The 26,952-nt window shown below is 29.6% G+C and carries 25 protein-coding genes and 3 riboswitches; of the genes, 1 reads left to right on the top strand and 24 read right to left on the bottom strand.

The features are described from left to right. Positions 1 to 120: 120 nt before the first annotated feature. The 5 genes from miaA to N4A55_RS13520 form a co-directional block, all read right to left on the bottom strand. Positions 121 to 1,065: a tRNA (adenosine(37)-N6)-dimethylallyltransferase MiaA gene (gene miaA / locus N4A55_RS13540; RefSeq protein WP_293757299.1), complete on the bottom strand. Its 945-nt coding sequence runs from the start codon at positions 1,063 to 1,065 to the stop codon at positions 121 to 123. A 15-nt stretch (positions 1,066 to 1,080) separates the two neighbouring features. Continuing rightward, positions 1,081 to 3,078: a DNA mismatch repair endonuclease MutL gene (mutL, locus tag N4A55_RS13535; protein ID WP_293757297.1), complete on the bottom strand. Its 1,998-nt coding sequence runs from the start codon at positions 3,076 to 3,078 to the stop codon at positions 1,081 to 1,083. Between the two features lie 14 nt (positions 3,079 to 3,092). Further along, on the bottom strand, positions 3,093 to 5,777 hold the full coding sequence (mutS, locus tag N4A55_RS13530; RefSeq protein WP_293757295.1) for a DNA mismatch repair protein MutS: 2,685 nt from the start codon (positions 5,775 to 5,777) through the stop codon (positions 3,093 to 3,095). 68 nt (positions 5,778 to 5,845) lie between these two features. Continuing rightward, entirely contained in the window at positions 5,846 to 7,252 is a 1,407-nt protein-coding gene (gene miaB, locus N4A55_RS13525) for a tRNA (N6-isopentenyl adenosine(37)-C2)-methylthiotransferase MiaB (protein ID WP_293757293.1), read from the bottom strand. A gap of 12 nt (positions 7,253 to 7,264) precedes the next feature. Continuing rightward, positions 7,265 to 7,642 carry a hypothetical protein gene (locus N4A55_RS13520; protein WP_293757291.1) on the bottom strand — a complete coding sequence of 126 codons (378 nt, stop codon included), beginning with the start codon at positions 7,640 to 7,642 and terminating at the stop codon, positions 7,265 to 7,267. Between the two features lie 189 nt (positions 7,643 to 7,831). Between N4A55_RS13520 and N4A55_RS13515 the strand changes: the two genes are divergently transcribed. Beyond that, complete coding sequence (locus tag N4A55_RS13515; protein WP_293757289.1) at positions 7,832 to 8,920, top strand: ribonuclease H-like domain-containing protein; 1,089 nt, start codon at positions 7,832 to 7,834, stop codon at positions 8,918 to 8,920. On the opposite strand, the gene N4A55_RS13510 is transcribed toward N4A55_RS13515, so the two are convergent. The 19 genes from N4A55_RS13510 to N4A55_RS13420 all read right to left on the bottom strand — a co-directional run bounded on the left by N4A55_RS13510 (position 8,915) and on the right by N4A55_RS13420 (position 26,575). After that, positions 8,915 to 9,700, bottom strand: a complete 786-nt coding sequence (locus tag N4A55_RS13510; RefSeq protein ID WP_293757287.1) for a CheR family methyltransferase — start codon at positions 9,698 to 9,700, stop codon at positions 8,915 to 8,917. The two genes, N4A55_RS13515 and N4A55_RS13510, sit on opposite strands and share 6 nt — an antisense overlap. Before the next feature lie 144 nt (positions 9,701 to 9,844). Next, a complete protein-coding gene (gene rpsA / locus N4A55_RS13505) occupies positions 9,845 to 10,990 on the bottom strand; it encodes a 30S ribosomal protein S1 (protein ID WP_293757285.1) in 1,146 nt (381 codons plus the stop codon). Then, on the bottom strand, positions 10,971 to 11,816 hold the full coding sequence (ispH, locus tag N4A55_RS13500) for a 4-hydroxy-3-methylbut-2-enyl diphosphate reductase (protein WP_293757283.1): 846 nt from the start codon (positions 11,814 to 11,816) through the stop codon (positions 10,971 to 10,973). The genes rpsA and ispH overlap by 20 nt, the downstream gene beginning before the upstream one ends. Positions 11,817 to 11,840: 24 nt before the next feature. Then, entirely contained in the window at positions 11,841 to 12,509 is a 669-nt protein-coding gene (gene cmk, locus N4A55_RS13495) for a (d)CMP kinase (RefSeq protein ID WP_293757281.1), read from the bottom strand. Between the two features lie 214 nt (positions 12,510 to 12,723). Continuing rightward, positions 12,724 to 13,089: a chorismate mutase gene (gene aroH / locus N4A55_RS13490; protein WP_293757279.1), complete on the bottom strand. Its 366-nt coding sequence runs from the start codon at positions 13,087 to 13,089 to the stop codon at positions 12,724 to 12,726. A 24-nt stretch (positions 13,090 to 13,113) separates the two neighbouring features. Beyond that, positions 13,114 to 14,352: an NAD(P)/FAD-dependent oxidoreductase gene (locus N4A55_RS13485; protein ID WP_293757277.1), complete on the bottom strand. Its 1,239-nt coding sequence runs from the start codon at positions 14,350 to 14,352 to the stop codon at positions 13,114 to 13,116. 28 nt (positions 14,353 to 14,380) lie between these two features. Then, the gene (locus N4A55_RS13480; RefSeq protein WP_293757275.1) at positions 14,381 to 15,301 is read right to left on the bottom strand and encodes a MurR/RpiR family transcriptional regulator; all 921 of its coding nucleotides are present in this window, start codon (positions 15,299 to 15,301) and stop codon (positions 14,381 to 14,383) included. A 430-nt stretch (positions 15,302 to 15,731) separates the two neighbouring features. Continuing rightward, positions 15,732 to 17,141, bottom strand: a complete 1,410-nt coding sequence (locus tag N4A55_RS13475; RefSeq protein WP_293757273.1) for an oxaloacetate decarboxylase subunit alpha — start codon at positions 17,139 to 17,141, stop codon at positions 15,732 to 15,734. 64 nt (positions 17,142 to 17,205) lie between these two features. After that, positions 17,206 to 18,381, bottom strand: coding sequence for a sodium ion-translocating decarboxylase subunit beta (locus tag N4A55_RS13470; protein ID WP_293757271.1), 1,176 nt, complete (start codon positions 18,379 to 18,381; stop codon positions 17,206 to 17,208). Positions 18,382 to 18,412: 31 nt separating this feature from the next. Then, complete coding sequence (locus tag N4A55_RS13465) at positions 18,413 to 18,790, bottom strand: biotin/lipoyl-containing protein (RefSeq protein ID WP_293757269.1); 378 nt, start codon at positions 18,788 to 18,790, stop codon at positions 18,413 to 18,415. Between the two features lie 72 nt (positions 18,791 to 18,862). Then, positions 18,863 to 19,165 (bottom strand): OadG family protein, encoded by a 303-nt coding sequence (locus N4A55_RS13460; protein ID WP_293757267.1) that lies wholly within the window; start codon positions 19,163 to 19,165, stop codon positions 18,863 to 18,865. 16 nt (positions 19,166 to 19,181) lie between these two features. Then, positions 19,182 to 20,633, bottom strand: a complete 1,452-nt coding sequence (locus tag N4A55_RS13455) for an acyl-CoA carboxylase subunit beta (RefSeq protein WP_293757584.1) — start codon at positions 20,631 to 20,633, stop codon at positions 19,182 to 19,184. A gap of 188 nt (positions 20,634 to 20,821) precedes the next feature. Next, positions 20,822 to 21,382 carry a class I SAM-dependent methyltransferase gene (locus N4A55_RS13450; protein ID WP_293757265.1) on the bottom strand — a complete coding sequence of 187 codons (561 nt, stop codon included), beginning with the start codon at positions 21,380 to 21,382 and terminating at the stop codon, positions 20,822 to 20,824. A 91-nt stretch (positions 21,383 to 21,473) separates the two neighbouring features. Further along, the gene (locus N4A55_RS13445) at positions 21,474 to 22,184 is read right to left on the bottom strand and encodes a pseudouridine synthase (protein WP_293757263.1); all 711 of its coding nucleotides are present in this window, start codon (positions 22,182 to 22,184) and stop codon (positions 21,474 to 21,476) included. Positions 22,185 to 22,229: 45 nt separating this feature from the next. Then, positions 22,230 to 23,393 (bottom strand): D-alanyl-D-alanine carboxypeptidase family protein, encoded by a 1,164-nt coding sequence (locus tag N4A55_RS13440; protein WP_293757261.1) that lies wholly within the window; start codon positions 23,391 to 23,393, stop codon positions 22,230 to 22,232. Between the two features lie 69 nt (positions 23,394 to 23,462). After that, the gene (gene scpB, locus N4A55_RS13435) at positions 23,463 to 24,041 is read right to left on the bottom strand and encodes an SMC-Scp complex subunit ScpB (RefSeq protein ID WP_293757259.1); all 579 of its coding nucleotides are present in this window, start codon (positions 24,039 to 24,041) and stop codon (positions 23,463 to 23,465) included. A 101-nt stretch (positions 24,042 to 24,142) separates the two neighbouring features. Continuing rightward, complete coding sequence (locus N4A55_RS13430; protein WP_293757257.1) at positions 24,143 to 24,904, bottom strand: segregation and condensation protein A; 762 nt, start codon at positions 24,902 to 24,904, stop codon at positions 24,143 to 24,145. Positions 24,905 to 24,927: 23 nt separating this feature from the next. After that, a complete protein-coding gene (locus N4A55_RS13425) occupies positions 24,928 to 25,533 on the bottom strand; it encodes a site-2 protease family protein (RefSeq protein WP_293757255.1) in 606 nt (201 codons plus the stop codon). Positions 25,534 to 25,768: 235 nt separating this feature from the next. Continuing rightward, positions 25,769 to 26,575 carry a transglutaminase-like domain-containing protein gene (locus N4A55_RS13420; RefSeq protein WP_293757253.1) on the bottom strand — a complete coding sequence of 269 codons (807 nt, stop codon included), beginning with the start codon at positions 26,573 to 26,575 and terminating at the stop codon, positions 25,769 to 25,771. Next, positions 26,568 to 26,647, bottom strand: a riboswitch (cyclic di-GMP riboswitch). (Overlaps the previous gene by 8 nt.) 26 nt (positions 26,648 to 26,673) lie before the next feature. Next, a riboswitch (cyclic di-GMP riboswitch) is annotated at positions 26,674 to 26,758 on the bottom strand. A gap of 32 nt (positions 26,759 to 26,790) precedes the next feature. Beyond that, a riboswitch (cyclic di-GMP riboswitch) is annotated at positions 26,791 to 26,879 on the bottom strand. Between the last annotated feature and the right edge of the window lie 73 nt (positions 26,880 to 26,952).

The raw sequence follows: 26,952 nt of genomic DNA, 5'->3' as shown, positions 1-26,952 counted from the left end.
ATCGTATTTTTAAATTATATATATAATACATTTTATTACTTTTTATTAATTAGAATAATTAATTTGTATAATTTAACATCTTTAGTATTTGGTAATTATTTCATCTCACTTACTATTGTATTATATAATTCCTAATTCTTCAATATCTTTTAACATTTTATTTAAAATTAATTCTGAATTCATATTGTAATCATCTACATTCAACCATCTTACATTTTTTTCTCTCTTAAACCACGTAATTTGACGTTTTGCAAAATGTCTGGTATCACGTTTGAGGATGTAGATTGCTCTATCTAGGTCATATTCACCATTAAGATATCCATAGATTTCTTTATATCCTAATCCTTTCATAGATACTAAATCTTTGCTATATCCCATTTCTTTTAATTTCTGGACTTCTTCTACTAATCCTTGTTCAATCATTATATCTACTCTTCTATCAATTCTTTCATATAATAACTCTCTATCCATACCAAGAACATAAAAGAGAAGGTTATAAGGAGATTCTTTCTGTGATTCTATTTCATTATGCAATGATATTGGTTTACCAGTTTCTTTATAATATTCCAAAGCTCTAATAACTCTTTTTAAGTTATTAGGATGAATCTTATTGTAAGATACAAGATCAATATCTTTTAGTTTATCATGTACATATTCATTACCTGATAGAGCTGCTTCTTTTTGAAGTTCCTCCCTATATGAATTATCTTTGCGAGTATTTTCAAAATCAATGTCATATATGATTGATTGTATATAGAAACCTGTTCCACCCACCATGATAGGATTTTTTTTATTTTGTGTAATTTCTTCTATACTTTTCTTAGCTGAATTTTGGAAAATATTTATATTAAATTCCTCGTCAGGTTCAAGTACATCTATTAAATGGTGTTTAATACCCTGTGTTTCTTCTTTTGTGACTTTTGCAGTTCCTATGTCCATATACTTATAAACTTGCATAGAATCAGCAGAGATTATTTCACCACCTATTTCCTTTGCCAGTTTAACCGATAAACTAGTCTTACCAACTGCTGTAGGTCCGGCTATAATAATTAAAGGTTTTCTCAATATATCCACTCCTAATTACTGTATTCTCTTGAATTTCTTTTCTAGTTCATATTTTGTCATAGAAATGATAGTTGGTCTACCGTGGGGACATGTAAAAGGATTTTCTATCTCAAGTAGCTCATCAAATAATTTTTCATATTCAAGAACCGATAATTTATCATGAGCTTTTACAGCTGCTTTACATGCCATAGTTGCTATATCATTTCTTACTACATTGTATTTATCAGGATCATAATGCTCATTAAGACTATCTAATATCTCAATAAACTGATTAGAACTTAAGGACTTATTAAATATATAAGGTACGCTTCTTATTGCAAAAGCATCTTTACCGAATTCTTCTATTTCAAAACCTAAGTCTATAAATAATTGTCTATAATCCTCTATTAATTGTTTTTCTCTTATAGAGACATGAATAATTATAGGCTGCAATAGACCTTGAGACATTATGTCTGAATTTTCAAGTTTATTCATTAAACGCTCATACAACACTCTTTCGTGAGCTGCATGTTGGTCAATAATATAGAATTTGTTATCCAGTTCTACAATCCAATAAGTATTAAATAGTTGACCTATTATCTTATAGTTCTTGACAGTTTTAGCATCAACACTCTTATCCTCGAATAACAATGCTTGTTCAGCAACATATTTGGGTTTTGCTGATAATTCATTGTGTTTTTTATCAGGTACAATCGTTGATTCATCTGTTACTTTTTTTATACTCTCATCAATAATAACTTTAGGTTGCTGATTTGATTTATTATCTATCAGATGTTTATCAACTTGTTTCTGGTTATTTATATCATGACATACTATTTTATTAGTTATTTCAGAGTTTTTTCTGAAAGTATTTATTAGACTACTGCTATTAGGCTCATAAAGATTAATATTCTCTTTTATGAAATGTTTTTTCATTTCGTTCAATCTATTTTTTTCAAAAGGTTCTGGAATAGCAGTATTTATCTTGATATTGTCTTTTTTTATTTCTCTTTGTCCATTGTTCAATGATACCTCTGGAATAAGGTCTACTTTTCTTAGTGCTTCGTAAATACCACTTTTAATTGCTTCATAGATAATGGATTCATTGTGGAATCTAACCTCCATCTTTGTTGGATGAACATTTACATCAATCAATTCCGGATTTATCGTTATATAGAATGCTGTATATGGAAATCTATGGACGGTTAATTTAGTTTTATAACCTTCTTCTATAGCTTTCATAATGATTTTACTTTTTATATAACGACCATTTATATAATAATTTTCATAATTCCTGATTGCTCTGCTTATCTTTGGTTTTCCAATGAAACCTTTAATTTTGAATTCGTCATTATCAATTTCTATTGGAACGCTATTTTTAACTATTTCTTTACCATAGATATTGAAAATACAATCCTTAAGAACATTATTTCCAGAAGTATGCAATTTTATAGTATTATTATATATAAATTTAAAAGATATACTTATGTTACCAAGAGCTAGTTTATTAATGAACTCACTAATATATGCTCCCTCTGTTGCAGGCTTTTTCAGGAATTTTCGCCTAGCAGGAGTATTATAAAACAGATTCTTAATAATTATGGTTGTACCTTCAGGGCATCCTATTTCTTCCTTACTTACTTCCCTACCGCCTTCTATTACGTATCTTATGCCTGTTATATCATCATATGTCTTAGTTATAACTTCAACTTGGGATACTGCTGCTATACTAGCAAGTGCTTCGCCTCTGAATCCCAAAGATGATACAGTTATTAAATCCTCAATAGATTTGATTTTACTAGTTGAATGTCTAATAAATGCAGTCTGAATATCTTCTTTTGAGATTCCTTTACCATTATCTGTAATACGGATAAAAGATATTCCACCTTCTTTTATTTCAATTGTTATAGCACTTGCACCAGCATCAATAGAATTCTCAACCAACTCCTTTACAACCGAAGAAGGTCTTTCTACTACTTCACCTGCTGCTATTTTATTAATAGTATTTTGATCTAACAATCTTATTTCAGACATGATGACACTCCCTTCTAAGTCAAGGCTTTTTTATGCAATTCATATAATTTATTCAATGCATCCATTGGTGTCATTTCTACTATATTCAAATTTTTCAAGTCATCAATTAGTTCATTATAATTACTCATTACATCAAATAATCCTAATTGTACCGGTTCTGTTTTTTCTTCTTTTTCTTGCTCTATTTGAACTTCAATATTTATTTCTTCTTCCTTCACAGTTGCTATTTCCTCAACTGCATCTTTACACACGATCTTAGTATTTTTGGCAATATCTGCATTACTTAATTCAGATAATAGAACCTTAGCTCTGTCAATAACATCCAAAGGTACACCAGCAAGTTTTGCTACTTGTACACCATAACTACCTTCTGTGCTGCCTTTTATTATCTTACGCAAGAAAATTATATCATCGCCTTTTTCTTTTACAGAGATACAATAATTCTGTACACCATCAACTTTGCCCTCTAATTCTGTAAGTTCATGATAATGAGTGGCAAATAATGTCTTGGCCCCGATTTTCTTTTTATTAACTATGTACTCAACAACAGACCATGCAATACTAAGACCATCAAAAGTACTTGTACCTCTACCTATTTCGTCAAGAATAAGCAAGCTATTGCTTGTGGCATTTCTAAGTATATTAGCTACCTCTGTCATTTCCACCATAAAAGTACTTTGGCCAGAAGCCAAGTCATCAGAAGCTCCTACTCTAGTGAAGATACGATCTACTATCCCAATATGAGCTTCACTAGCTGGAACAAAACTACCTATTTGTGCCATTAAGACTATAAGAGCAACCTGCCTCATATAAGTTGATTTTCCCGCCATATTTGGACCAGTGATAATAGAAAATCTACTATTCATTTTGTTGAGATATGTATCGTTTGCTATGAACATTTCATTGTTCATCATTTTTTCCACAACAGGATGACGTCCATCTTTGATATCAATGGCACCATCATTACTTAAAACAGGTCGTACATAATTATATTTTATAGCTATATCTGCTAGTGAGGTAATAACATCAAGAATAGCTACCTTATAAGCAGTATCTTTGATTCGGTCAACTTCTTTTGCTACTTTGTTTCTTAGTTCTACAAATAATTCATACTCAAGAGCAATTATTTTTTCTTCTGCTCCCATGATAGTGTTTTCCATTTCTTTTAATTCTGGTGTTATGTATCTCTCTGAATTAGCTAGTGTCTGTTTTCTTACATATCTGTCTGGCACTAGATTCAGATAAGATTTTGTTACATCTATATAGTAACCAAATACTTTATTGAATTTAATTTTAAGGTTCTTAATACCTGTTAATTCTTTTTCTTTTGCTTCTAATTCAGCGATCCATTGCTTACCTCTTGTACCTGCTTCTCTAAGTTTATCAACTTGTGGATGATAAGATTCTTTTATTATGCCTCCATCTTTTACAGATATAGGAGGGTCATTAATTATTCCTTTATCTATTAAATCATAAATATCTCTTAAGTCATCAAATGTATTCTTTATCTTGGTAATGTAATCAGCATTACATTCGTTTAATAATTTCTTTATAAATGGAAGCATTTCTAAAGAGGTCTTAAAAGCTATTAAATCTCTACAATTAGCGGTTTTCAGACTTATTTTACTCATAAGTCTTTCCAAGTCATATATAGGGTTCAAAAACTCTTTCAATTCTTCACTTATGATAGGTTTGTTTTTTAATTCTTCAACCCCATCAAGCCTATCTTCAATATTTGTTTTTGATAATAAAGGTTGTTCAATCCATTTCCTAAGTAATCTGGAACCCATTGCAGTTTTAGTTTTATCAAGGACCCATAATAAAGAACCTCTACGTTCTTTTTCACGTAATGTTTCAACTAATTCCAGATTACGTTTTGATGATAAGTCAACCATCATATATGAATCAGTAAGATATGGAGTTAGTTTAGTTATATGGGATATATTACTTTTTTGAGTTTTATATAGATACTCTAATAATGAACCAACAGCGCATACCCCTTGACCAAATTCTTTTATCCCTAATCCATCTATAGTGCCAACTCCAAATTGCTCTTTTATATTACCAACACATCTACCATAATCAAAATACCATTCTTCTTCTTCACTGATATATACATGAAATCTATCCTTTAATTCTCTAATAAAATCTTTACAAACTATAATATCTTTATTACAGATTATTTCAGTAGGAACAAATTTTCCTATCTCATCTACAAGTTTTCTTTTTTCATTTACTTCTGTTACAAGAAAATCTCCTGTTGTAATATCTACAAGAGCTACTCCATAATTGTCTTTATTACCAAATATACTCATTAAGTAATTATTTTTCGATTCATCTAATGATTGCATATTGAGGTTAGTACCTGGAGTTACTATCCTCACAACATCTCTTTTAACGATACCCTTAGCTTGTTTAGGATCTTCAACTTGTTCACATATAGCTACTTTATAACCTTTTTTTATTAATTTATTTATATAGTTTTCAGATGAATGATGAGGGACACCACACATAGGAGCCCTATCTGCTTGTCCACAATCTCTACCTGTCAATGTAATTCCTAATTCTCTTGATGCTAATTTTGCATCTTCAAAAAACATCTCATAGAAATCACCTAATCTAAAAAATAATATACAATCCTCATATTGTTCCTTTAGATCCATATACTGCTGCATCATAGGTGATAGTTTATTGTTCATTAGTAACCTCTTTTCTTATAGTAATTTTGTATTGCATTATATATTTAAAAACTATTAGTTTTATTTTCTTAATTTACTTGTTCTCCTATTAAATAATATCCTTTTGATTCTATTATCTTAACAGGTACAATTTCACCAATCAAATCTTTATTTCCCTTAAGATGTACTAGATGATTACTTCCTAACCTACCAGATACAAGATTGTCATCTTGTCTATTGGTCTGTTCGATTAAAACATCATAAGTGTTACCCACTTTTTCCCTGCTTTTCTTATATACTATTTCATTAAGTACTTCTAAGAGCCTGTTAAAACGATCTTTTGCAACATTTTCAGGCACTTGATTTTCCATAGTTGCAGCAGGTGTGCCAGTTCTTACAGAATATAAAAATGTAAAAGCATTGTCAAATTCAACTTGTTTTACTACATCTAATGTATCTAGAAAATCTTCTTCTGTCTCACCTGGAAAACCTACAATAATATCTGTAGTTAGAGCAACGTCAGGACGTGCTTCTTTTATTTTATTTACCAACTCCAGATAACTATCTTTTGTATATCTTCTATTCATCTTTTTTAATACATCTGTACTTCCAGATTGAAATGGTAGATGAATATGGTCACATAATTTTTTAGAAGTTTTTATTACTTCTATAAGCTCGTCCGATAAATCTTTGGGATGAGATGTCATGAATCTTATTCTTTCAAGTCCTTCTATCTTCTCAATTTCTTGAATTAGTTTAGCAAAAGTAAGAGGTTTGTCCAAGTTTTTCCCATAAGAATTAACATTTTGACCAAGTAATGTAATCTCTTTTACACCATCATCAACTAGGTCTGTTATTTCATTAATAATATCTCCGGGTTTTCTACTTCTTTCTCTTCCTCTTACATAAGGTACTATACAATAAGTACAGAAATTATTACATCCAAACATAACATTGACACTTGACTTGAATTTGAATTTTCTTATACTTGGTAAATCTTCTACGATTTCTTTATAATTCTCCCAGATATCTATTACCATTCTACCAGTATCTAGTCTTGTTTGTATCAACTCAGCTAATTTATATAAATTGTGGGTGCCAAACAAAATATCCACATGTTTATATGCTCTTTTTATTTCACTTATAACGGTATCTTGCTGCATCATACAACCACATAGTGCAATCAACATTCCTGGTTTATGTTTTTTATTGTTTTTTAATGAACCAAGTCTGCCATATACTTTCAATTCAGCATTTTCTCTAACACAACATGTATTATATATAACAAAATCTGCATCCTTTTCTTTCTCGGCAGGTACATATCCTATTTGTTCTAATATTCCTTTTAGTTTTTCAGAATCATGGGCATTCATTTGGCAGCCAAAAGTTGATACATAATATTTTAACCCTTTACCTTCTATTTGCTTTGATAGTTTGTCGATTATTCGTTTTTGCCTCAAACTTTCTTCATGCGATATATCTTGATTCTTATTCATTTTATTCCTCCACTATCCGTTATCATCTTCAAATTCGTCGTTTGAATTATTATGAGATTCGTAATCTTTTTCAATCTCTCTAAATATCTGTTCAAAGTAGTTGTATTTTCTTCTTTTAGTATAATACCTATCCTTTTTATTACAAGGGCTTCTAGCATTCATGCAATTATTGAATTCTTTTGTAGATTTAACTAGACCTGATGCACTAAGTCCAGTATACAAACCAATAACTATACATGATTTTGAATTTGTTGAACATAGTATCATACCAAGAGCTAGTCCAATAACTAAGTTTATAAATGGTATATATCTACAAGGAACCCCTGTTAGTCTAATAGCTTCACCTATACCAGCTATTAACGGTATCAGTACTAGATATGAGTATTCCATAACTTGTCCCCCCTTCTAATTTCTTAATACATTATATGCGAAAATCAATCAAAAGGTGTACAAGCTCTATCTATTATACCACATACAGAAGTAATTAAACATGGTATAATAAATTGATTAAACATTAAAATTAGCTTATACTGTAATTATAAATTGCAAATAATCCCCACTCATTAACAAGGAGAAATTATGATATTAATAAATAAAAATGTTGATATGGATACCCATATTTTAAAAAGAAGATATGCTAATCTTGATGACCTATTATTCTTTGATATTGAAACTACTGGCTTTTCTTATAGAAGAAACATTGTATATTTAATTGGGTGTATCTATTTTATAGATGAAATGCCCACGATAATTCAATGGCTAGCTGATAATGAAAATGATGAATATGCTGTATTATATGAGTTCATAAAATTCAGTAATAATTTCAATAAGATAATACATTATAATGGCACCTCATTTGATATACCTTTCATAACTAAAAAGGCACTATTATATAAAATAGATAATAATCTATCTTATATAGAAAATATTGACATATATAAATTAGTTAGACCATGTAAACATGTATTAAACCTTGAGAATTGCAAGCTAAAAACAATTGAAAAATATCTTAATATATTTAGAAAGGATACCTTTACAGGTGGAGAATTAATTAGGCAATATATTGATTTTACAGAATCAAAAAGTGATAGAGAAAAGACCAATTTATTACTTCATAACGAAGAAGATTTGACAGGACTTATTAAGGCAGTTAAAATACTTGATTACGTAGATACATATAACAATCTCAAACATAATAATATATCTTACAAAGTTAATGATATCGATATTAGTGAATTAATTATGACTATACGTCTTTCTACTTATGCAGAAGTTCCATTTGATTATAGCTTTACTTTTGATAATTATTATATACATATAAATCATAAAGAGCTATTAATAAAAATTCAGCTTCTTGATAATGAATTAAAGTTTTTCTTTAATAATTATAAAGATTATTATTATATACATTCAGAGGATCAAGCAGTTCATAAACATGTGGCAATGTACATAGATAAATCTAATAAAACAAAAGCTACAAGTGAAACCTGTTACATAAAAAAAAGAGGCATATTCATACCTCTTCTTGACACCTATATAGTAAATAGCGAAAAAATATTTTATATATCCAAAAAAAATAAAACCAAATATGTACAACTACAAAATGATATTCATAGTAATATTTCATTCATAGATAATATATGTACTAGTATACTTAAAAGCTTATAGTTCATCCATTTTCTTATAAAAAAATGATTTGAGAGATGTAAATTTATATGTTTCAGATTGGATAATCTGTTCTGTACTGCCAACAAATAATATTGCATCTTTTTTCATTGCATTATTGAATTTCTTATATATACCGTCTTTTGCTTCATCTGTAAAATATATTAGAACATTACGGCATACTATTAAATCACAATTGCTTGGGTAATTATCTTTTAACAAGTTTAATTGCTTAAATTCTATACATTTTTTTATATCATCGGTTACTTGATAAGAACTACCCACTTGTCTGAAATATTTTGTTTTGAATTCTTGGGGTAGACCAATTAAACTTTTGTCTTTGTATAATCCCATTCTAGCTTTTTCCAAGACTTGTTTATCAATATCTGTAGCTACAATTTTAATTTTATTTAGAGGAATATATTTACTTAGTACCATTGCTAAAGAATATGGCTCATCACCTGTTGAACAAGCTGCACTCCATATTTTTAGATTATCGGAAAAATTATCTATAAGATAAGGTAAAATATCTCTTTCTAGAACTTGCCATTGAGTAGGATTCCTATAGAATTCTGATACATTAATAGTCAAGTAGTTAATGAATTCTTCGTATATCTTTTTATCTTTGTTTAATATATCAACAAATTCTTGATAACTATTTGCATTATTTTTTCTTATTAATGAGTCTATACGCCTTTTCATTTGTCTTTCTTTATAAGCGTTTAAATCAATTTTAGAGAGTTTAAAAACGGCATCTTTAAAATGTTCATAATTTTCAATCACTATTTTATCCTTCTCCTTTATTGTAGGTCATATACATCATTTTATTATAATATGCTATAATGAAAAACTTATTTTAAGATGATAAAGAAAACTACAAAAAATACTCTCGGATACTTTTTGCAGCTTTTTTTATCTTATATATTATTACTTAGTTTCTTCAACTGTTTTTTCAGTACTTACTTCTTCTTTTACTTCCTTAGTATCAGCTTCTTTAGTTTTGTCATCTTCAATAGCTTTGATACTTAAACTAATCTTTTTAGATTCTTGATTGAAATCTAATACTTTAGCTGTAATCTTTTGACCAATCTTAAGTTCATCAGATGGTTTTTCAACGTGCTTTTTAGCTATTTGTGACACATGTAATAATGCATCTACTCCTGACTCTAATTCAATAAAAGCACCAAAATCTGTCATTCTTGCAACAACACCTTCTACTACATTATTAATTGCATACTTAGTAGCAGCATCATTCCAAGGATTTTCTTCGTCAAATTTCATAGATAAAGATATTTTATTCTTATCAGTATCAATACCTATTATTCTAACTTTTACTTTATCTCCTACTTTAACAACATCACTTGGCTTTTTAACTCTTCCCCATGACATTTGTGAAATATGGATTAATCCATCGATACCATCAATATTAACAAATGCACCATAATCTGTTACATTTTTAATATTTCCTGTTACTACCATACCAACTTCTATTTTTTCCATTGATTCTTTTATTCTATTTTGTCTGTCAGCTAATAATAATTGTTTTCTATTACCAATTATTCTACCTTTTTTAAGATTAAATTCACTGATAACAAATGTAATTTCTTTACCTAAGAAGTCTCTTAAATTGTCTACATATTCATCTGATACTAAAGAAGCAGGAATAAATATTCTAACTTCATCAACAATGGCTACTAAGCCACCTGCAAGTACTAGTGATACTTTTGCAGTCAAATGCTCTTTGTTCTTGTAATATTCTTCGATCTTACTAAGACCTTGTTCTGCAAGTATTCTTTTATAAGTAAGTAATACTTGTCCTTCACCATCATTTACTCGTAAAACTTTTACCTTGAGTTTATCCCCTGGTTTCACAGTATCTCGCAGTTCAACTTCAGGATAGTTTGAGTATTCGCTCTTAGGTATAATACCATCAGACTTGTACCCAATATTAACAAAAACTTCATTATCATTAACATCTATAACTGTCCCTTCAACTATTTCTCCCCTGTGAATTGATTTTAGGGATTGTTCTAACATTTCCTCAAAACTAATTTCATTCTGTACTTCTGACATGTGTAATAACCTCCTGAATAATGTTCTTTGGAGTTGAAGCTCCAGCTGTAATTCCTATTATCTCATTTTTACTAAAAACAAGCAACTCCAAATCTTCTATAGTTTCAATATGATAAGTATTATCACATTGATTCTTGCATAATTGGTATAACTTTCTAGTATTAGAACTATGCTTACCACCTATCACTATCATTTTATCAACTTTACCTGATAGCTGTATAGCCTCTTCTTGTCTATCTCTTGTTGCTCTACATATTGTATCTTTTATATCTACATGATAACCTTTATCTAAAAATATTTCAATTATTTCTTGGAATTTTAGATAATTAAGTGTTGTTTGAGCAACAATACAGATATGTTCATCTATGGGTAATTGAAGCTTCTTAGCATCTTCTATACTTTCAATAATAATTGCTTTTGATGAACTCCAACCTTTTATTCCAATAACTTCTGGATGACTAGGATCACCAATTATAATTATAGTATCACCCTCTTTACTATAATCATTAACTATACGATGAATTTTCTTCACATAAGGGCATGTAGCATCAATAATAGAAAATCCATTGTCTCTAATATAATTATATATTTTTTCTTCTACACCATGAGACCTAATAATAACTTTTCCCTTAGGTAGGTTTGGAAGTTCTTCTATATCATTTATAACTTTTACACCTTTATCTTCTAACTCTTCAACTACTTGTAAATTATGAATTATTGGTCCATATGTATATAATGGTTTGTCATCAATATTATCATATACACTTTTTACTGCTCTATCTACACCAAAACAAAATCCTGCAGATTTTGCTAATATTACTTCCATTAGTATCTTCCTCTCAAATAATATTTAATAATTATTATTTATCATTTTAAGGATTTTATTAACTACTTCATCAATAGATAAATTGGATGTATCCACTTCTATAGCATCATCTGCTTTTTTTAGTGGAGCAAATTCTCTATTCATATCTCTATAATCTCTTTTACTTATTTCATCTTCTATAGATTCCAAGTTCCTAGATATACCTTTTTCTAATAATTCTTTATGACGTCTCTTAGCTCTTGTTTCAACACTTGCATTGAGATAAATCTTAGTTGTAGCATTAGGTAACACATAAGTACCTATGTCTCTACCATCCATAATAATACTTTTCTTGGTTGCAAGATTTCTTTGTAGTTCAACAAGCTTAAGACGTACATTTCTATTTACTGAGATTTCGGATGCCATTTTACCTACTTCTTCATCTCTAATAAATTGATTGACATTCTCATCATTAAGTATTACTTGCTGTTCGCTATCTATATAACAGATACTAATATCAATATCGTCTAATATATTGTTAATAATATCGTTTTGGTCACTTGATATATTATTTCTAATACAATAAAGTCCAAAGGCTCTATACATAGCACCAGTATCTACATATATAATATCTAGTTCCTTAGCAATCTTTTTGGCTATAGTACTTTTACCTGCACCAGCTGGTCCATCAATTGCTATATTAATTATATCCACAACATTACCCTCCGTAATAATATTGTCACCAATAATAAACTATAAACTGTATTTCTCAAACTGTCAATACTAAGTTTTATTAAATAAGATATAAAATTATAATTATTTTATATCTTATTTTATATTTTATTACAGTTTTGCTTAGTATTTAAACCTTTTTTAACGTTAACTTAGTAAATTAATTTTACAAAAAATAATTTATTTGTCTAATTATTTAATTCATCTTATCTAATAAATCAGGTCTTAAGCTTTTTGCTTTTTTTAAGTATATATGCTTTACTTCATTTTGTGATTTAGGGATATTGACAGTCACCATAACCCTTATGCACATTTCTAAACTGTTTTCTACATACATTTCGCTAACACACATTAGTGATGCATCAACAATACCTATTTCTCTAGCACCAATAGCAGGATATGCAGCTGTCAGATCTTTTGTAGCTGAAAAAATGATAGATATTATTTGGTCATTATTAATATTATTACTAATTAATATGTCTTTTAGTAATGTTTTTGTATCATTAATAATATTTTCTTTAGTATTAGTATCAATAGTAATTGCTCCTCTTATGGAAACCATTTTTTCACTCCTATATCATGATATTTAAAGTTCTCTTTCACTTATAGCAAGTCCTGCCAGATATCCTGTAGAAAATGCTATCTGCAAATTAAAACCTCCAGTTAACGCGTCAAGATCAAGAACTTCTCCTATAAAATATAATCCATTAACTTTTTTAGATTCCATAGTCATAGGATTAATTTCCTTTATACTAATTCCACCACAAGTTATTATTGCTTCATTATAATCTCTTGTACCTATAATATGACATGTTAAGTTTTTTATTAAATCTACTAATCTCAATCTCTCTTCTCTAGAAATCTGATCTACCTTTTTTTCTCCATCAATACAAGATAGTTTTATTATAATAGGTATTAATTTCTTCGGTAACAAATCATCTAAAGCGTTTTTGAACTGTTTTCGCATATATTTGTTAAAATCCTTCAATATCCTATTATCAAGTTTTTTAGTATCAAGTGAAGGTTTTAAATCTATTGATAAAGTCATATCTTTACCTTTATATGGGATAATATATCTACTAGCAGATAAAATAAGAGGTCCTGTCACTCCAAAATGGGTAAATAACATTTCTCCAAAATTTTCATATATAATTTTACCATTTGCTTTTATACTGATTTTTACATTCCTAAGAGAGAGTCCTTGTAATTCTTTAATAAAACTTTCTCTTGTAACTAAAGGCACTAATGAAGGATGTGTATCACTAACTGTATGATCTACTTTTTCTGCAAACTTGAATCCATCACCAGTTGATCCCGTGGATGAATATGATAGCCCACCTGTAGCTATTATAACACTATCACCTTCAATTAAGTTGCCATCATGAAGTACTATGCCTTTTGCCTTGTTTTCAACAACTTTTATATCTTTTACTCTTGAACCAAGATGAATAACTACACCTTGTTTATTCATTTCTCTAGTTAAAACTGATATAACATCAGATGATTTATCTGATACAGGAAACACTCTATTTCCTCTTTCTATTTTAGTTTTAAGTCCAATATCATTAAAAAAGTCTATAAGCATAAAACTATCAAAGGAATAAAATGCGCTATATAGAAATTTCCTATTAGTAGTAACATTTTCAAGTAAATCCTCTACATCAGTAGCATTAGTAATATTACATCTACCTTTTCCTGTTATATATAATTTCTTACCACATTTTTCATTTCTTTCAAAAAGGTGGACTTCACAACCATTTCTCGCAGCTATTATTGCTGCCATCATGCCTGATGGTCCACCTCCTACTACTAAAACTTTTTTCAATACTTATTCAAGTCCTTTCATATATTAACTATTCTAATATATCGGTGTTATTTTTTGATTGTATATTGTAATTCATATTATAATCTTCTTCATTGTCGTATACTTGATATTCACTCCATACTTTTTCCAGATTCTCTAAGGTATCTAACACTTCATCTTGCTTTTTAATACATAATGCAACTATCAATGCATTAATCAAGCTTAGTGGTGCTACTAATGAATCTACAAATGAAGCCATATCACTTCTAGCTATAAGACTGCAATCAGCAAATTGTATCAATGGGGATAAATAACTATCTGTTATAGCAATTACCTGTGCATCTCTATTTTTAGCAAATTCCATAGCTTTTTTAGTACGCTTTGAATATCTTGGAAAACTAATTCCTATTACTACATCTTCCGGACCAATTCTATAAATCTGCTCAAACATTTCACTTACACTATTTGTATGAATTAATTTAGTATTATCAAATATTAAATTAAAATAAAAACCTAAAAAACCTGCTAAAGAGGCACAACTTCTTACACCTAGTATATAGATTTTCCTAGCTCCAAGTATCATCTTGGTTGCTTCATTAAATATATCTTCATCAATTTCTTCTAGGGTATGCTTAATCTTTTCTGCATCCGATTGTAAAACTGATTTTAGTACATGATTTTTGTCAATTCTATCTGATGTCACCTCAACTCTTTGGAATGAAGTTAATTTGGTCTTAACTAATTCTTCAAGGGCTCTTTGTAACTTTGGATAACCATCATAACCAAGTTCATTAGCAAACCTTACTACTGTTGACTCACTTACGCCAACTATCTTACCTAGCTTTGCAGCTGTAAGAAAAACTGCCTTCTCGTAATGTTCTAATATATAATTTGCTAATAATTTTTGCCCTTTACTAAGTTTTGGGTAGGAATTATTAATCCTTTTCATCAAATCATTTTGTCTATGCATATTAATACCTCTCTAACATTATTAATTCACTATCAAAGTTTTTATGTATATTAAAAATATTATGTACTAGATTTTTATACCAATAACTTAATATAACGAATTATTTTCTTTTTATCACTTTATAGATTGTTATAATTAATTAACAAAAAATAGTTCTGTATAACTTTCTATACAATATATTGTTGTTAATCCTTCATAATCACTATATCTTGTATAGAATCTAGGCATTGTTATTTTTTTGTATATTAATATTATTATATATTAATAAAAATAATTTTACAATATATTTTAATTAATAAAATATGCATATACAAAAGTACTTATGGCTTATAAAAAAAGTAAAGTTGAGATAATAATAAATATACTTCTAATCCTTCTATTAAAAAAATAAAACCAGTACCAAAAGGTACCAGCTTTATTATATTAAGAGCTATACAGGGTATACCTTATTATCCTTATCAGCCATATTAGGATCTACTTTAGTTTGTTGTGCTTCTCTGTATTTGAAGAAATCTTCTGCAACTTGTGCGAATAACGCATAAGATAAAACATCTTCATCTTGTTGTTTATATCTTGTCATTTCAGATTCTATTTTCTTAAGTTCAGGCTTAATTAAATCAGCTGGTCGACAAGTTATTTGTTTTTCATTACCAATAATTATTTTCTTAACTTTATCACTGATTGGAACAGGAGTTCTTCCATATTCTCCTCTAACTAAAGCTTTAGATTCTTTTGTTACCATCTTATATCTTTGACCAGAAAGTACGTTAAGTACAGCCTGTGTTCCTACAATCTGACTTGAAGGTGTAACAAGTGGTGGATATCCATAATCAGCTCTAACTCTTGGTATTTCTTCAAGAACGTCATAGAATTTGTCTTCTGCGTTTTGTTTTTGAAGTTGTGATACTAAATTAGATAACATACCACCTGGTACTTGGTATAATAATGTTTTAATATTAACACCTAGTACTTTTGGATTCATTAATCCACTTTCTAGAGCTTTTTCTCTTTGTGGTCTGAAATAATCAGCTATATCTGATAATAGATCTTGATCGAATCCTGTATCATAAGGTGTTCCTTTGAATGTTTCAACCATAACTTCTGTAGCAGGTTGAGCTGTTCCCATTGAGAATGGTGACATTGCAGTATCAATGATATCTGCTCCAGCTTCAACAGCTTTTAAATAAGTCATTGCTGCAACACCACTAGTATAGTGAGCATGTAACTGAATTGGAACTTTTACAGTTTCTTTTAATGTCTTAACTAATTCTGTTGCTGAATATGGAACTAATAATCCAGCCATATCTTTAATACATATAGAGTCAGCACCCATATCTTCTAATTGTTTTGCAAGTTTTGCATAATACTCTAATGTATGTACTTCACTTAGAGTATAAGAAATAGCAATCTGAGCGTGACCGCCTTCTTTTTTAGTTGCATCTATTGCAGTTTTTAGATTTCTCGGATCATTTAAAGCATCAAATATACGAAGAATATCTATACCATTAGCAATAGTCTTTTGAACAAAATATTCAACTACATCATCTGCATAATGTCTATATCCTAAGATATTTTGACCTCTTAATAACATTTGTAATTTCGTATTTTTGAATCCATCTCTTAACTTTCTAAGTCTCTCCCATGGATCTTCCTTAAGGAAACGCAAGCAAGCATCAAATGTTGCTCCACCCCAACATTCAACTGAATGATATCCTACTTTGTCTAATTTCTCTACAATAGGAAGCATATCTTCAGTTTTCATTCTAGTGGCTATTAGTGATTGGTGAGCGTCTCTAAGTATGGTATCTGTAATTTTTACAGGTCTTTTATTCACAGCCATATCTTAAACCTCCTATAATCATTGACTTTCTACCTAAGTGTATATTTACTTATATTACACTTAATTATTTATATAATGTTAAGAATACCCCAGCAGCAACTGCTGAACCAATAACACCTGCTACGTTAGGTCCCATAGCATGCATTAATAAGAAATTTGATGGGTTTTCTTTTTGTCCTACCTTTTGAACAACTCTAGCTGCCATAGGAACAGCTGATACACCAGCAGCTCCGATTAATGGGTTAATCTTACCACCAGATAATTTACACATAATTTTACCAAATATAACACCTGTAGCAGTACCAATTGCAAAAGCAATTAATCCTAACGCTAATATCTTAAGAGTATCTATTGTTAAAAACTTTTCAGCACTTGCTGTAGCACCAACAGTAATACCTAAGAATATTGTTACAATATACATAAGTGCATTAGAAGCTGTATCAGCAAGTTTTTCAGTAACACCAGAAACTTTTATAAGATTACCAAACATAAGCATACCAATAAGTGGTGCTGTTGATGGTAAAATAAGTATAACTACTATAGTAACAACAATTGGGAATAGTATCTTTTCTAATTGTGATACTGGTCTTAATTGTTCCATCTTAATCATACGTTCTTCTTTAGACGTTAAAGCCTTCATAATTGGTGGTTGAATAATAGGTACTAATGACATATACGAATAAGCAGCAACTGCAATAGGCCCTAGTAGCTCCTTAGCCAACTGTATTGTTGTGAAAATTGCTGTAGGACCATCAGCTCCACCAATAATACCTATAGAAGCTGCTTGTTCAGGTGTAAATCCTAAAATTAAAGCTCCAAAGAATGCGAAAAAGATACCAAACTGAGCGGCTGCACCTAATAAGAAACTTTTAGGATTCGCGAGTAGTGGTCCAAAATCTGTCATAACTCCTACACCCATAAAGATTAATGGTGGGAATATACCAAGTTCGTCTCCTTGATATAGGTAATGAAGTAATCCACCTATTTGATCTCCTACAGGTTCATTCATAACTCCACTTAAAGGCAAGTTAACTAACAACATACCAAATGAAATTGGTAGTAATAATAATGGTTCATATTCTTTTTTAATAGCTAGATACATTAATGTTAATGCAACAACTATCATAATTATATTTCGCCAAGCTTGTTCTTCAGCTGTAAATTTATCAACAATCCAGTAAATACCAGTATCTTGAACAAATCCTAACAAAGCATCTCCAAGCCTACTCCAAAATTCCATTACCTTGTTACCTCCCTACTATGTTTAATTCTTAGTTTAGAGATACGATTAAATCTCCTGTCTCAACGCTTTGTCCTGCTGAAACATTTACTGAAGCAACTGTACCAGCTGTTGGAGCTACGACTTCATTTTCCATCTTCATAGCTTCAAGTATAGCAAGTACATCACCTGCTTGAACTTGTTGTCCACCTGATACTTTAACATCTACTATTTTACCTTGCATTGGAGCAGTTACTTTAGTCGCTCCTGCTGGAGCTGATGCTGCGGCTGGTTTCTTTGCAGGCGCTGCTGCTTTATTAGGTACTGCTGTTGGTGCTGATACTACAGGAGTTGCAATTTGTCCGTTTCCTAATTCCTCTACAGCAACTTCGTATGTATTACCATTAACAGTAACTTGAAAATTTCTCATGATAAATCCTCCTATCAAATATTTGCTAACAATTTTTAACAAAAGTTTTCATTTAAAATTATTATCTCTAAACTACCATCTTGATCTATTTGAACCTATTTTTCTAAAAGATTTTACTTGCAATTTATCAGTTGTAGTATTAAGAGATGCTGCAATAGCAGCAGTAATAACAGCGACTAATTCTAAGTCATCTGGTTCTTCTTCCACTTCTACAGGTGCTTTAACAGGAAGTGGTTCTTTAACTACAACTTCTTTTTTACCTGGTTGTTTAATGAACTTGAATGCCCATATAATTACAGCAATCAGTATAAGTACTGCAAATACTATTCCCATTCCACTTATAAGTGCAATTACACCTTCAGATAAGTTACTCATATTAAATTCACCTCATTTAAACAGTTACATGTTTTTTTTCAGGTCTTGATTCTCTCTTGCTATATAGCATTTCTAATGCAACTATAACACGCTTTCTTGTAGCAGCTGGTTCAATAATATCATCAACATATCCTCTACTTGCTGCAGCATATGGACTAGCTTGAAGTTCTTCATATTCTGCAGTTTTATTGTTAATATCTTCAGTAGAGATACTAGTTTTACTTAACTCATCAGCATACATTATTCTAACAGCTGAATCTGCATTCATCATAGATACTTTACTATTTGGCCAAGCGTATACAAAATCTGCACCTATATGTTTACTATTCATAGCAACATAAGCAGTTCCATAACCTCTGCCTACAACAATATTTACTTTTGGAACTGTTGCACTTGCAAAAGCACAAAGTAATTTTGATACTAATTTTGAGATTCCTATCTTTTCTTCTGCTACTGTAGCATTGTATCCAGCAACATCAGTTAAAGTTACAACTGGAATGTTAAAAGAATCACAAAATCCAATAAATTTAGTTCCTTTTTCACAAGCGGAAGAAGTAAGTAAACCATCATTTCCTACGCTTTGATTTGCTAATACTCCTACAGTTTGTCCATTTAATCTAATAAAGCCTGTTAACATTGACACTGCATAGTTTGCTTTAGTTTCAACGAACATATTATTATCAGCAATCTGAGAAATAACTAGTTTCATATCAATTCCTGCAGTTAAATCTTCTGAAGCAATTTCATTTAATTCGTTTGATACCCTATTAAGATCATCGTTTGTATCAAATATTGGAGCTTCTTCAAAATTATTTGAAGGTAATAAGTTAACAAAATTTCTTAACTTGGCTAATAAATCTCTTTCATCTTCGCATACAAAATCAACAATGCCGGTTTCTTTAGAATGGAAATCAGCACTTGCCATAGTTTCTAATGTCTCAGTTTTACTATCTAAAGAATTAGGACTATTAACAAATAAACTAGTAGCCTTATTAGTCATAAATGTGAAATCTGATAAAGAAGGAATAATTGTAGCTCCTCCTCCACATGTACCAAGAACAGCTGTAATTTGTGGTACAACTCCTGATGCTAGCGTCTGCTTCAAGAAAATTTGTCCGAACCCATCAAGTGCATCTGTAGATTCTTGAAGTCTAACTCCTGCTGAATCAAGTAACGCAATTATTGGAGCACCCATTTTCATAGCCATATCGTAAACAGCACATATTTTCTTAGCATGCATTTCACCTAATGCACCACCAAGTACTGTTACGTCTTGGCTATATACGTATACTAATCTTCCTTCAACAGTACCATAACCAGTTACAACGCCATCAGCTGGAGTATCCTTAACACTTAAATTAAAATCAGTTGTACGGTGCTTTACGAACGCACCAATCTCAACAAAGCTATTAGTGTCAAGTAGTTCTTCAATTCTTTCTCTAGCCGTCAATTTAGAATCAGCATGTATCTTGCTAATTGCTTCTTCTCTACCTGTTTCAATAACATTTCGACGGTTAGTGAGTTCATTGATCATGTTTTGAATACTCATGCATTAACCCTCCATTTTTATGTTTATGTAAAACAATGCAATCTTCACCAAGTATCATTTTACATTAATTCGTTGCAAATATCAAGTATATTTCACGAAATAAGCAACTATTTTTTCCTTACTAAATAAATAATAGGGGCATTCATTTTCCTATTTTCATAAGCAATAGATATTACGTCATATTGCTTATTATTTAATTCTCCTAAATATTTATTTACTTCATTTTTTTCTAACATACCGCCTTTATGTCCATAATAAGAAATAATTGAAACCAGACCATTTTTTTCTAATAAATAAAGTGTATTTTCTATAGCATTTATAGTGGACTTAGGTTTAGTAATTATTTCTTTATCTCCACTTGGAAGATAACCTAAATTGAACATAGCAACTTTTACTGAACTCTTAATATAGTTTTTGATACATTCATGAGAGTCCTTTATTAGTGTTACCCTATTTAACAATTTTTTTTCATCTAATTTTTCTTTTGTTGACCTTATTGCAATATCTTGAATATCAAAGCCATAGACTTGTCCATTATTACCTACCTGCTCAGCTAAAAAAACTGTATCATAACCGTTTCCAATAGTAGCATCTATAACTGTATCTCCCTCATTGATATATGCTTTTATAATTTTTTGCACAGTGTCAGTGATTTTAGGTTCAAACATGTAAATCACCTCCTTTAAATACCAACATATTAAACCCCAAAGAGCATAATAAAACAGTTTTATCTTATTTTCTTTGGGGGATATATAAATCTTATAAATTTTTAATATAATTAAGTTCATCTTTACTTAGATGTCTATATTTACCCTGAGATAAACCTTTAATTTTTAGTTTTCCAATAGCTACTCTTTGAAGTTTTATTACTGGACAACCTATATGTTCAAACATTTTCCGAACCTGTCGATTCTTACCTTCATGAATTACTACTTTTAATTTTGTTTTGTCTATTCTGCTTTGAAGAACGCTTATTTGGGAATGAGATGTCTTATAAACTCCCAAATCAGTTCCCTTTCTTAATTCATTGAGTTTTTCTTCTGAAGGCACACCTTTAACAGTTACTATATATTTTTTCTCAACTTCATGTTTTGGATGAGTCAATTTATAAGTTAAATCACCATCATTAGTAAGAAGTAATAACCCACTGGTATTATAATCAAGTCTACCAATAGGATATACTCTGATATTAATATCTATGAGATCCATTACTGTCTTTCTTCCTTTTTCATCTGAAACACTAGTTATATAACCAGTAGGTTTATTTAACATAATATATATTAAGTTAGAGTTATTTTTAACAATTCTTCCATTATATTTTACTATATCTTTATCAGAATCTATTTTGCTTCCAAGTTCTTTAACAACTCTTCCATTAACCGATACTTTACCTTCAATTATATAACTTTCACATTTTCTTCTAGAGGCAATACCTGCATCAGCCAAATATTTTTGTAATCTAATTACCATTTATTTTCCCTTCCTAATCATATTAATCATAAAGATATAAATTTATTAGTTACATGAAAACAATAGAAATCTTTCAAGTACTTTATTGAATATGTGTTTATAAGTAATCTTTTTAATTTCTGTATTGGTTATGAGTGGTACTGAAAGGTAATGTTTACCATCAACATATATTTCTGCGTTACCTACATTTTCCCCAATTTCAACTGGAGCTATTATATTAGGATTAACATTATATAGTATATATACTTTTTCATTTTTGGACAACGTTATATCAACATCTTGTGATGTTAATACATCTATAGCTTCTCCAATACCTTTTTTTACTCCAACTTGGCACACATGTTTATTACTAGTCAATACTGTTTTGGTTTTATAATTATTAAATCCATAATTCATGATTTTTGTAGTATCGTTCCATCGATAAGTTCTATTATTAGGCCAACCTGATGCTAAAACCACAGATATTAATTCTAGTTCTCCTCTTTTAGCAGAACCTACAAAACAATAACCAGCTTTTGAAGTGTAGCCTGTCTTTACTCCATTAGCTCCGTCAAACATCTTTAAAAAAGCATTTTTGTTAGATATATTGAAGTTTCTACCTTCTTTTATTTCACAAAAGCTTATAGATGGTGTATTAATAAGCTTCATAAAAGTCTCATTATTAAGAGCATATCTTGTTATAAGGGCTAAATCATATGCCGTAGTATAGTGACCATCTGCATCAAGACCATTAGGCGTTTTGTAACATGTATTTATAGCACCAATCTGCTTAGCCTTCTTAGTCATCAATTTGCAAAATTCTTCAGTAGAACCTGCTACATGCTCCGCTATTGCAACAGCTACATCATTAGACGAAATCAACATTAAAGCATGTAACAAATCTCCCAGATAATATTCCTCATCTGGTCTAATATATAATTTTACCTTAGGGGCTTTTGATGCTTCTTTGCTCACCTTTACTATTTCGTCAAGTTCGCATGACTCAAGAGCTATTATACAAGTCATAATCTTAGTTGTACTTGCCATAGCTCTTTCTTCAAAACCTTTTTTCTCCCATAATACTCTTCCTGTTTTTTTATCCATTAACAAAGCAGAGTATGCATATAATTTTTTTGGTTCATCATTGCAATCTTTTGCAGAAGCAATATTGCAGGTTAACATTATAGCAATCATGAATATGTATATTATTGTACTAATTATTTTCTTCATCTTAATCATCTTTCTTATAGAATTCCTTATAATAATTTATAAGAAATATGATTAATTTATTCCAAATTTTTATTCCTCTTCTATTTTAAATTCTTTTTGCACTTCTTCTTGTGCTTCAATCTGAATAGTTGATAGTTTTTCTTCTTCTATCAGCGGTAATTCTTTTAAGGATTGAAATCCAAAATTTCTTAAGAAGTCCTGAGTTGTTCCAAAAATTATAGGTCTACCCGGTGCATCCATTCTGCCTTTTTCACATACTAGATTATAATCTATTAGTTTATTTATACAATGTACAGAACTTACACCTCTTATTTTTTCAACTTCTGCTTTAGTAATTGGTTGCTTATATGCAATTATTGACAAAGTTTCAAGTAATACATCTGTCAATACATAATTCTTAGCTTTATTATTAACTTTTCTTATATAATCATAGTATTCTGTTTTGGTACACATCTGATATGCATTATCAATCTGGGTAATTGTTATGCCTCTATCAGGACTATCATATTTATCTATAAGATTATTCATTATCTTTTTAGTTGTGTTTTTATCTTGTTCTATAACATCAGCTATCTTATCAAGTTCAACAGCTTCTCCCATAGTAAATAATATAGATTCAATAATAGCTTCAATTTTAAATAACTGCATCATTATTCCCCTCTGTTCAGACTTTTAATTCTATAATAATCAAACTACATAAATATATCCCAAATCCTAAATATTCTATGTTATTTAGGCTTCAGGATTAATCATATTATACTACCATTATTCAGATTAGTATACTCTATAATGATATCATCAAATAGTTCCCTTTGTACGATTGATATCTTACCCATTTTTATTAATTCCAATACTGCAAGAAATGTAACAATTATTTCAACTTTGGATATTTGAGTTTCGAGAATATCTCTGAAACTTATGGTTTCGTACTGATTTGATAAATTAATTATATAATCTATTTTATCGTTTACAGTATATTCTTCTCTTATAATATCACCAAAATCACTTCTTATAGTATCTATTTTTTTATGTTGCTTTTTCATAACAGATTGGAATATATTATAAATCATAGAAAAGTCAATATCTGATAGTATCTTACTAGCATCTACTTTTTCCTCATAGTTAAGAACTTCTATTGGTATTGTAGGTTCTTTGAAAACAACCTTTTTGGCATCAATTTGTCTTATTTTCAATTTATCTCTAATATATTTAAATTTCTTATATTCAATAAGTTTATACATCAGTTCTTCTCTAGGATCTGTTTCATCTTCCTCTTCGTCTTCTATTGGTAACAGCATTTTCGACTTAATGTTTATTAAAGTAGCTGCCATTTCAATAAATTCGCTCATAATTTCCATGTTTTTTTCTTCTAACTTCTTGATATATTCTAAAAACTGATCAGTTATTATAACAATAGGTATATCATATATATTTAATTTATTTTTGTCTATTAAATGTAATAATAAGTCTAGTGGTCCTTCAAATACTTCTAATTTAACAGGAATACTCAATCAAAAAATCCTTTCTTAATTTCTTATACCCCAGTAACTATCATAGTACTAAAAATACTATTGATAATAATATTTACTAGAGTACTAATAAATCCAGAAGCCAAGAATAAAATAAACAAAGCTTGAATAACTTTCTCGTATTGAACAAATTTGAAGTATGCATGTGGATTAAGGGCTTGAATTATTTTAACCATATCAAATGGTGGTACAGGTAATAAATTCACAATAACTATAGCTAAGTTAAATAGAATTAGCATAAATAAAAACTTAGTTACATAATAATTCTGCCTAAACGTTGAAACAAAAATAGGTATTAAAACTGCCATTAATAACAAATTAGATAATATACCAATTAATGTTATGGATATAAGACCTTTTTTCTTATCTCTCAATCTACCAGTATTAAAACTAAAAGGTTTTTGCCATCCAGCACCTAAAAAAACAAATGAGATTATTCCAAATGGATCCATATATTTTAATGGATTAAATGAAACTTTGGTTTCATTCTTATATAATGGATGAACTAAATACTTGTAACAAATAATTCTAGGATATTCATGAACACATACTACAATTACTGCACAGACAAAACTAATTACTATTTCTATTAATAATTTTATTACTTCCATGTCTTACACCTCATTTTTTATTCTATAAGATATTGTACTAATAATTGGTTATAATTTCAAGCAATACTTGAAAAATCTTTGATTTATCCTAGATTATTATTGGGTTGTTATTTTTTTTATGAACTACAGTGAATTTAGATATTATGATTAATCAAATTATCAGATTAGAACTTATAATACATTATGAATAATGAAATGTATGGAAATATGAGAGGGGAGCAAATATTATTCGTTATTAAAATACCTTTTTAGCATTATAATCTGAGGGGTCTTTTTCATAAGAAACTTCTACACCTTCTGATTTATATGCTGCATCAATGGTAGTGTCTACAACTATCCAATTGTCATCAACTAACACTTCATTCCAAGCATGATAGACAGAAGTGAAATTACTATCGCCATGAACAAGCTTCGTAGGAATGTTAAGGCTTCTAAGCATAACTGCAAATAAAGAAGCATAATCGTAGCATATACCTTTTTTATTAGTTAACGTTTCATTAGTTGAAGGTAAATATCTGCTACTAACATTCTTTGCTTTTTCAGCATCATATTTAACATTATCTATTATGTAATTATATATAACTTCTATTTTTTCTGTGTCAGTCTTGGTATCTTTAGTTAATTCTTTAGCTAGAATAGCTGCTTTTGAATCGCTTGTCCAATGTACATTTTGAACACTTGCTAAGAATACTGTATTATTAGATGTATCATTATGTACTTTACTAGACGTTAACAATTTGTATTTGTTACCATCAGTTCTTTCATATATTCCTACAGTATACTCACCATTGCCCATTTGTAATGGTAGCTCTTCATTTGAAGAATTAAGGTTATAGATATATTTATCTGAACCCTTCTTCACGACAACTTTTAATTCAGAATAATTAGTAGTATCATAATTGATACTTACTGTGCCGCTATCAGTATTGACCTTTATAATTTCACTCTTAGCAAAAGTAGTTGTCCCAGCTAATGCTACAAAAATTAATGTAACTATAAAAGTTAATACTATTTTTTTCAGTTGTAACTCTCCCTTCGGCATCTGGCTATCTTCATATATGAAGACCCTATAGTTTTGCGTCCCTACCTCACGATAGGTTTGCCATTATTCGTGGGAAAGAAAAGTAATAAAACTCTTCTTTCGGTAACTGGCTACCATATCATTTTTGACTTAGGCCCTTTAGTTTTGCGTCTTCAGCTTTCACTGAATTTGCCGGTTCGAGAAAAGATTTGACTACTAGGTAATCAAAGTCTTTCTCTGGCAACTGGCTGTCATAGCTCATTATTAAGCCTTAGACCCTATAGCTTTGTGTCACATATTTTCATATGCTTTACGATTTACAGAATAATACGGTCAATACTGCCGACTCTTTGACTACCCTCTCAATGACATTATATCACATATTATTAGTTTGGTAA

Source organism: Vallitalea sp. (assembly GCF_025211055.1).
Taxonomy (GTDB): Bacteria; Bacillota; Clostridia; order Lachnospirales; family Vallitaleaceae; genus Vallitalea.
This window is presented reverse-complemented; position numbering and strand designations above follow the sequence as displayed.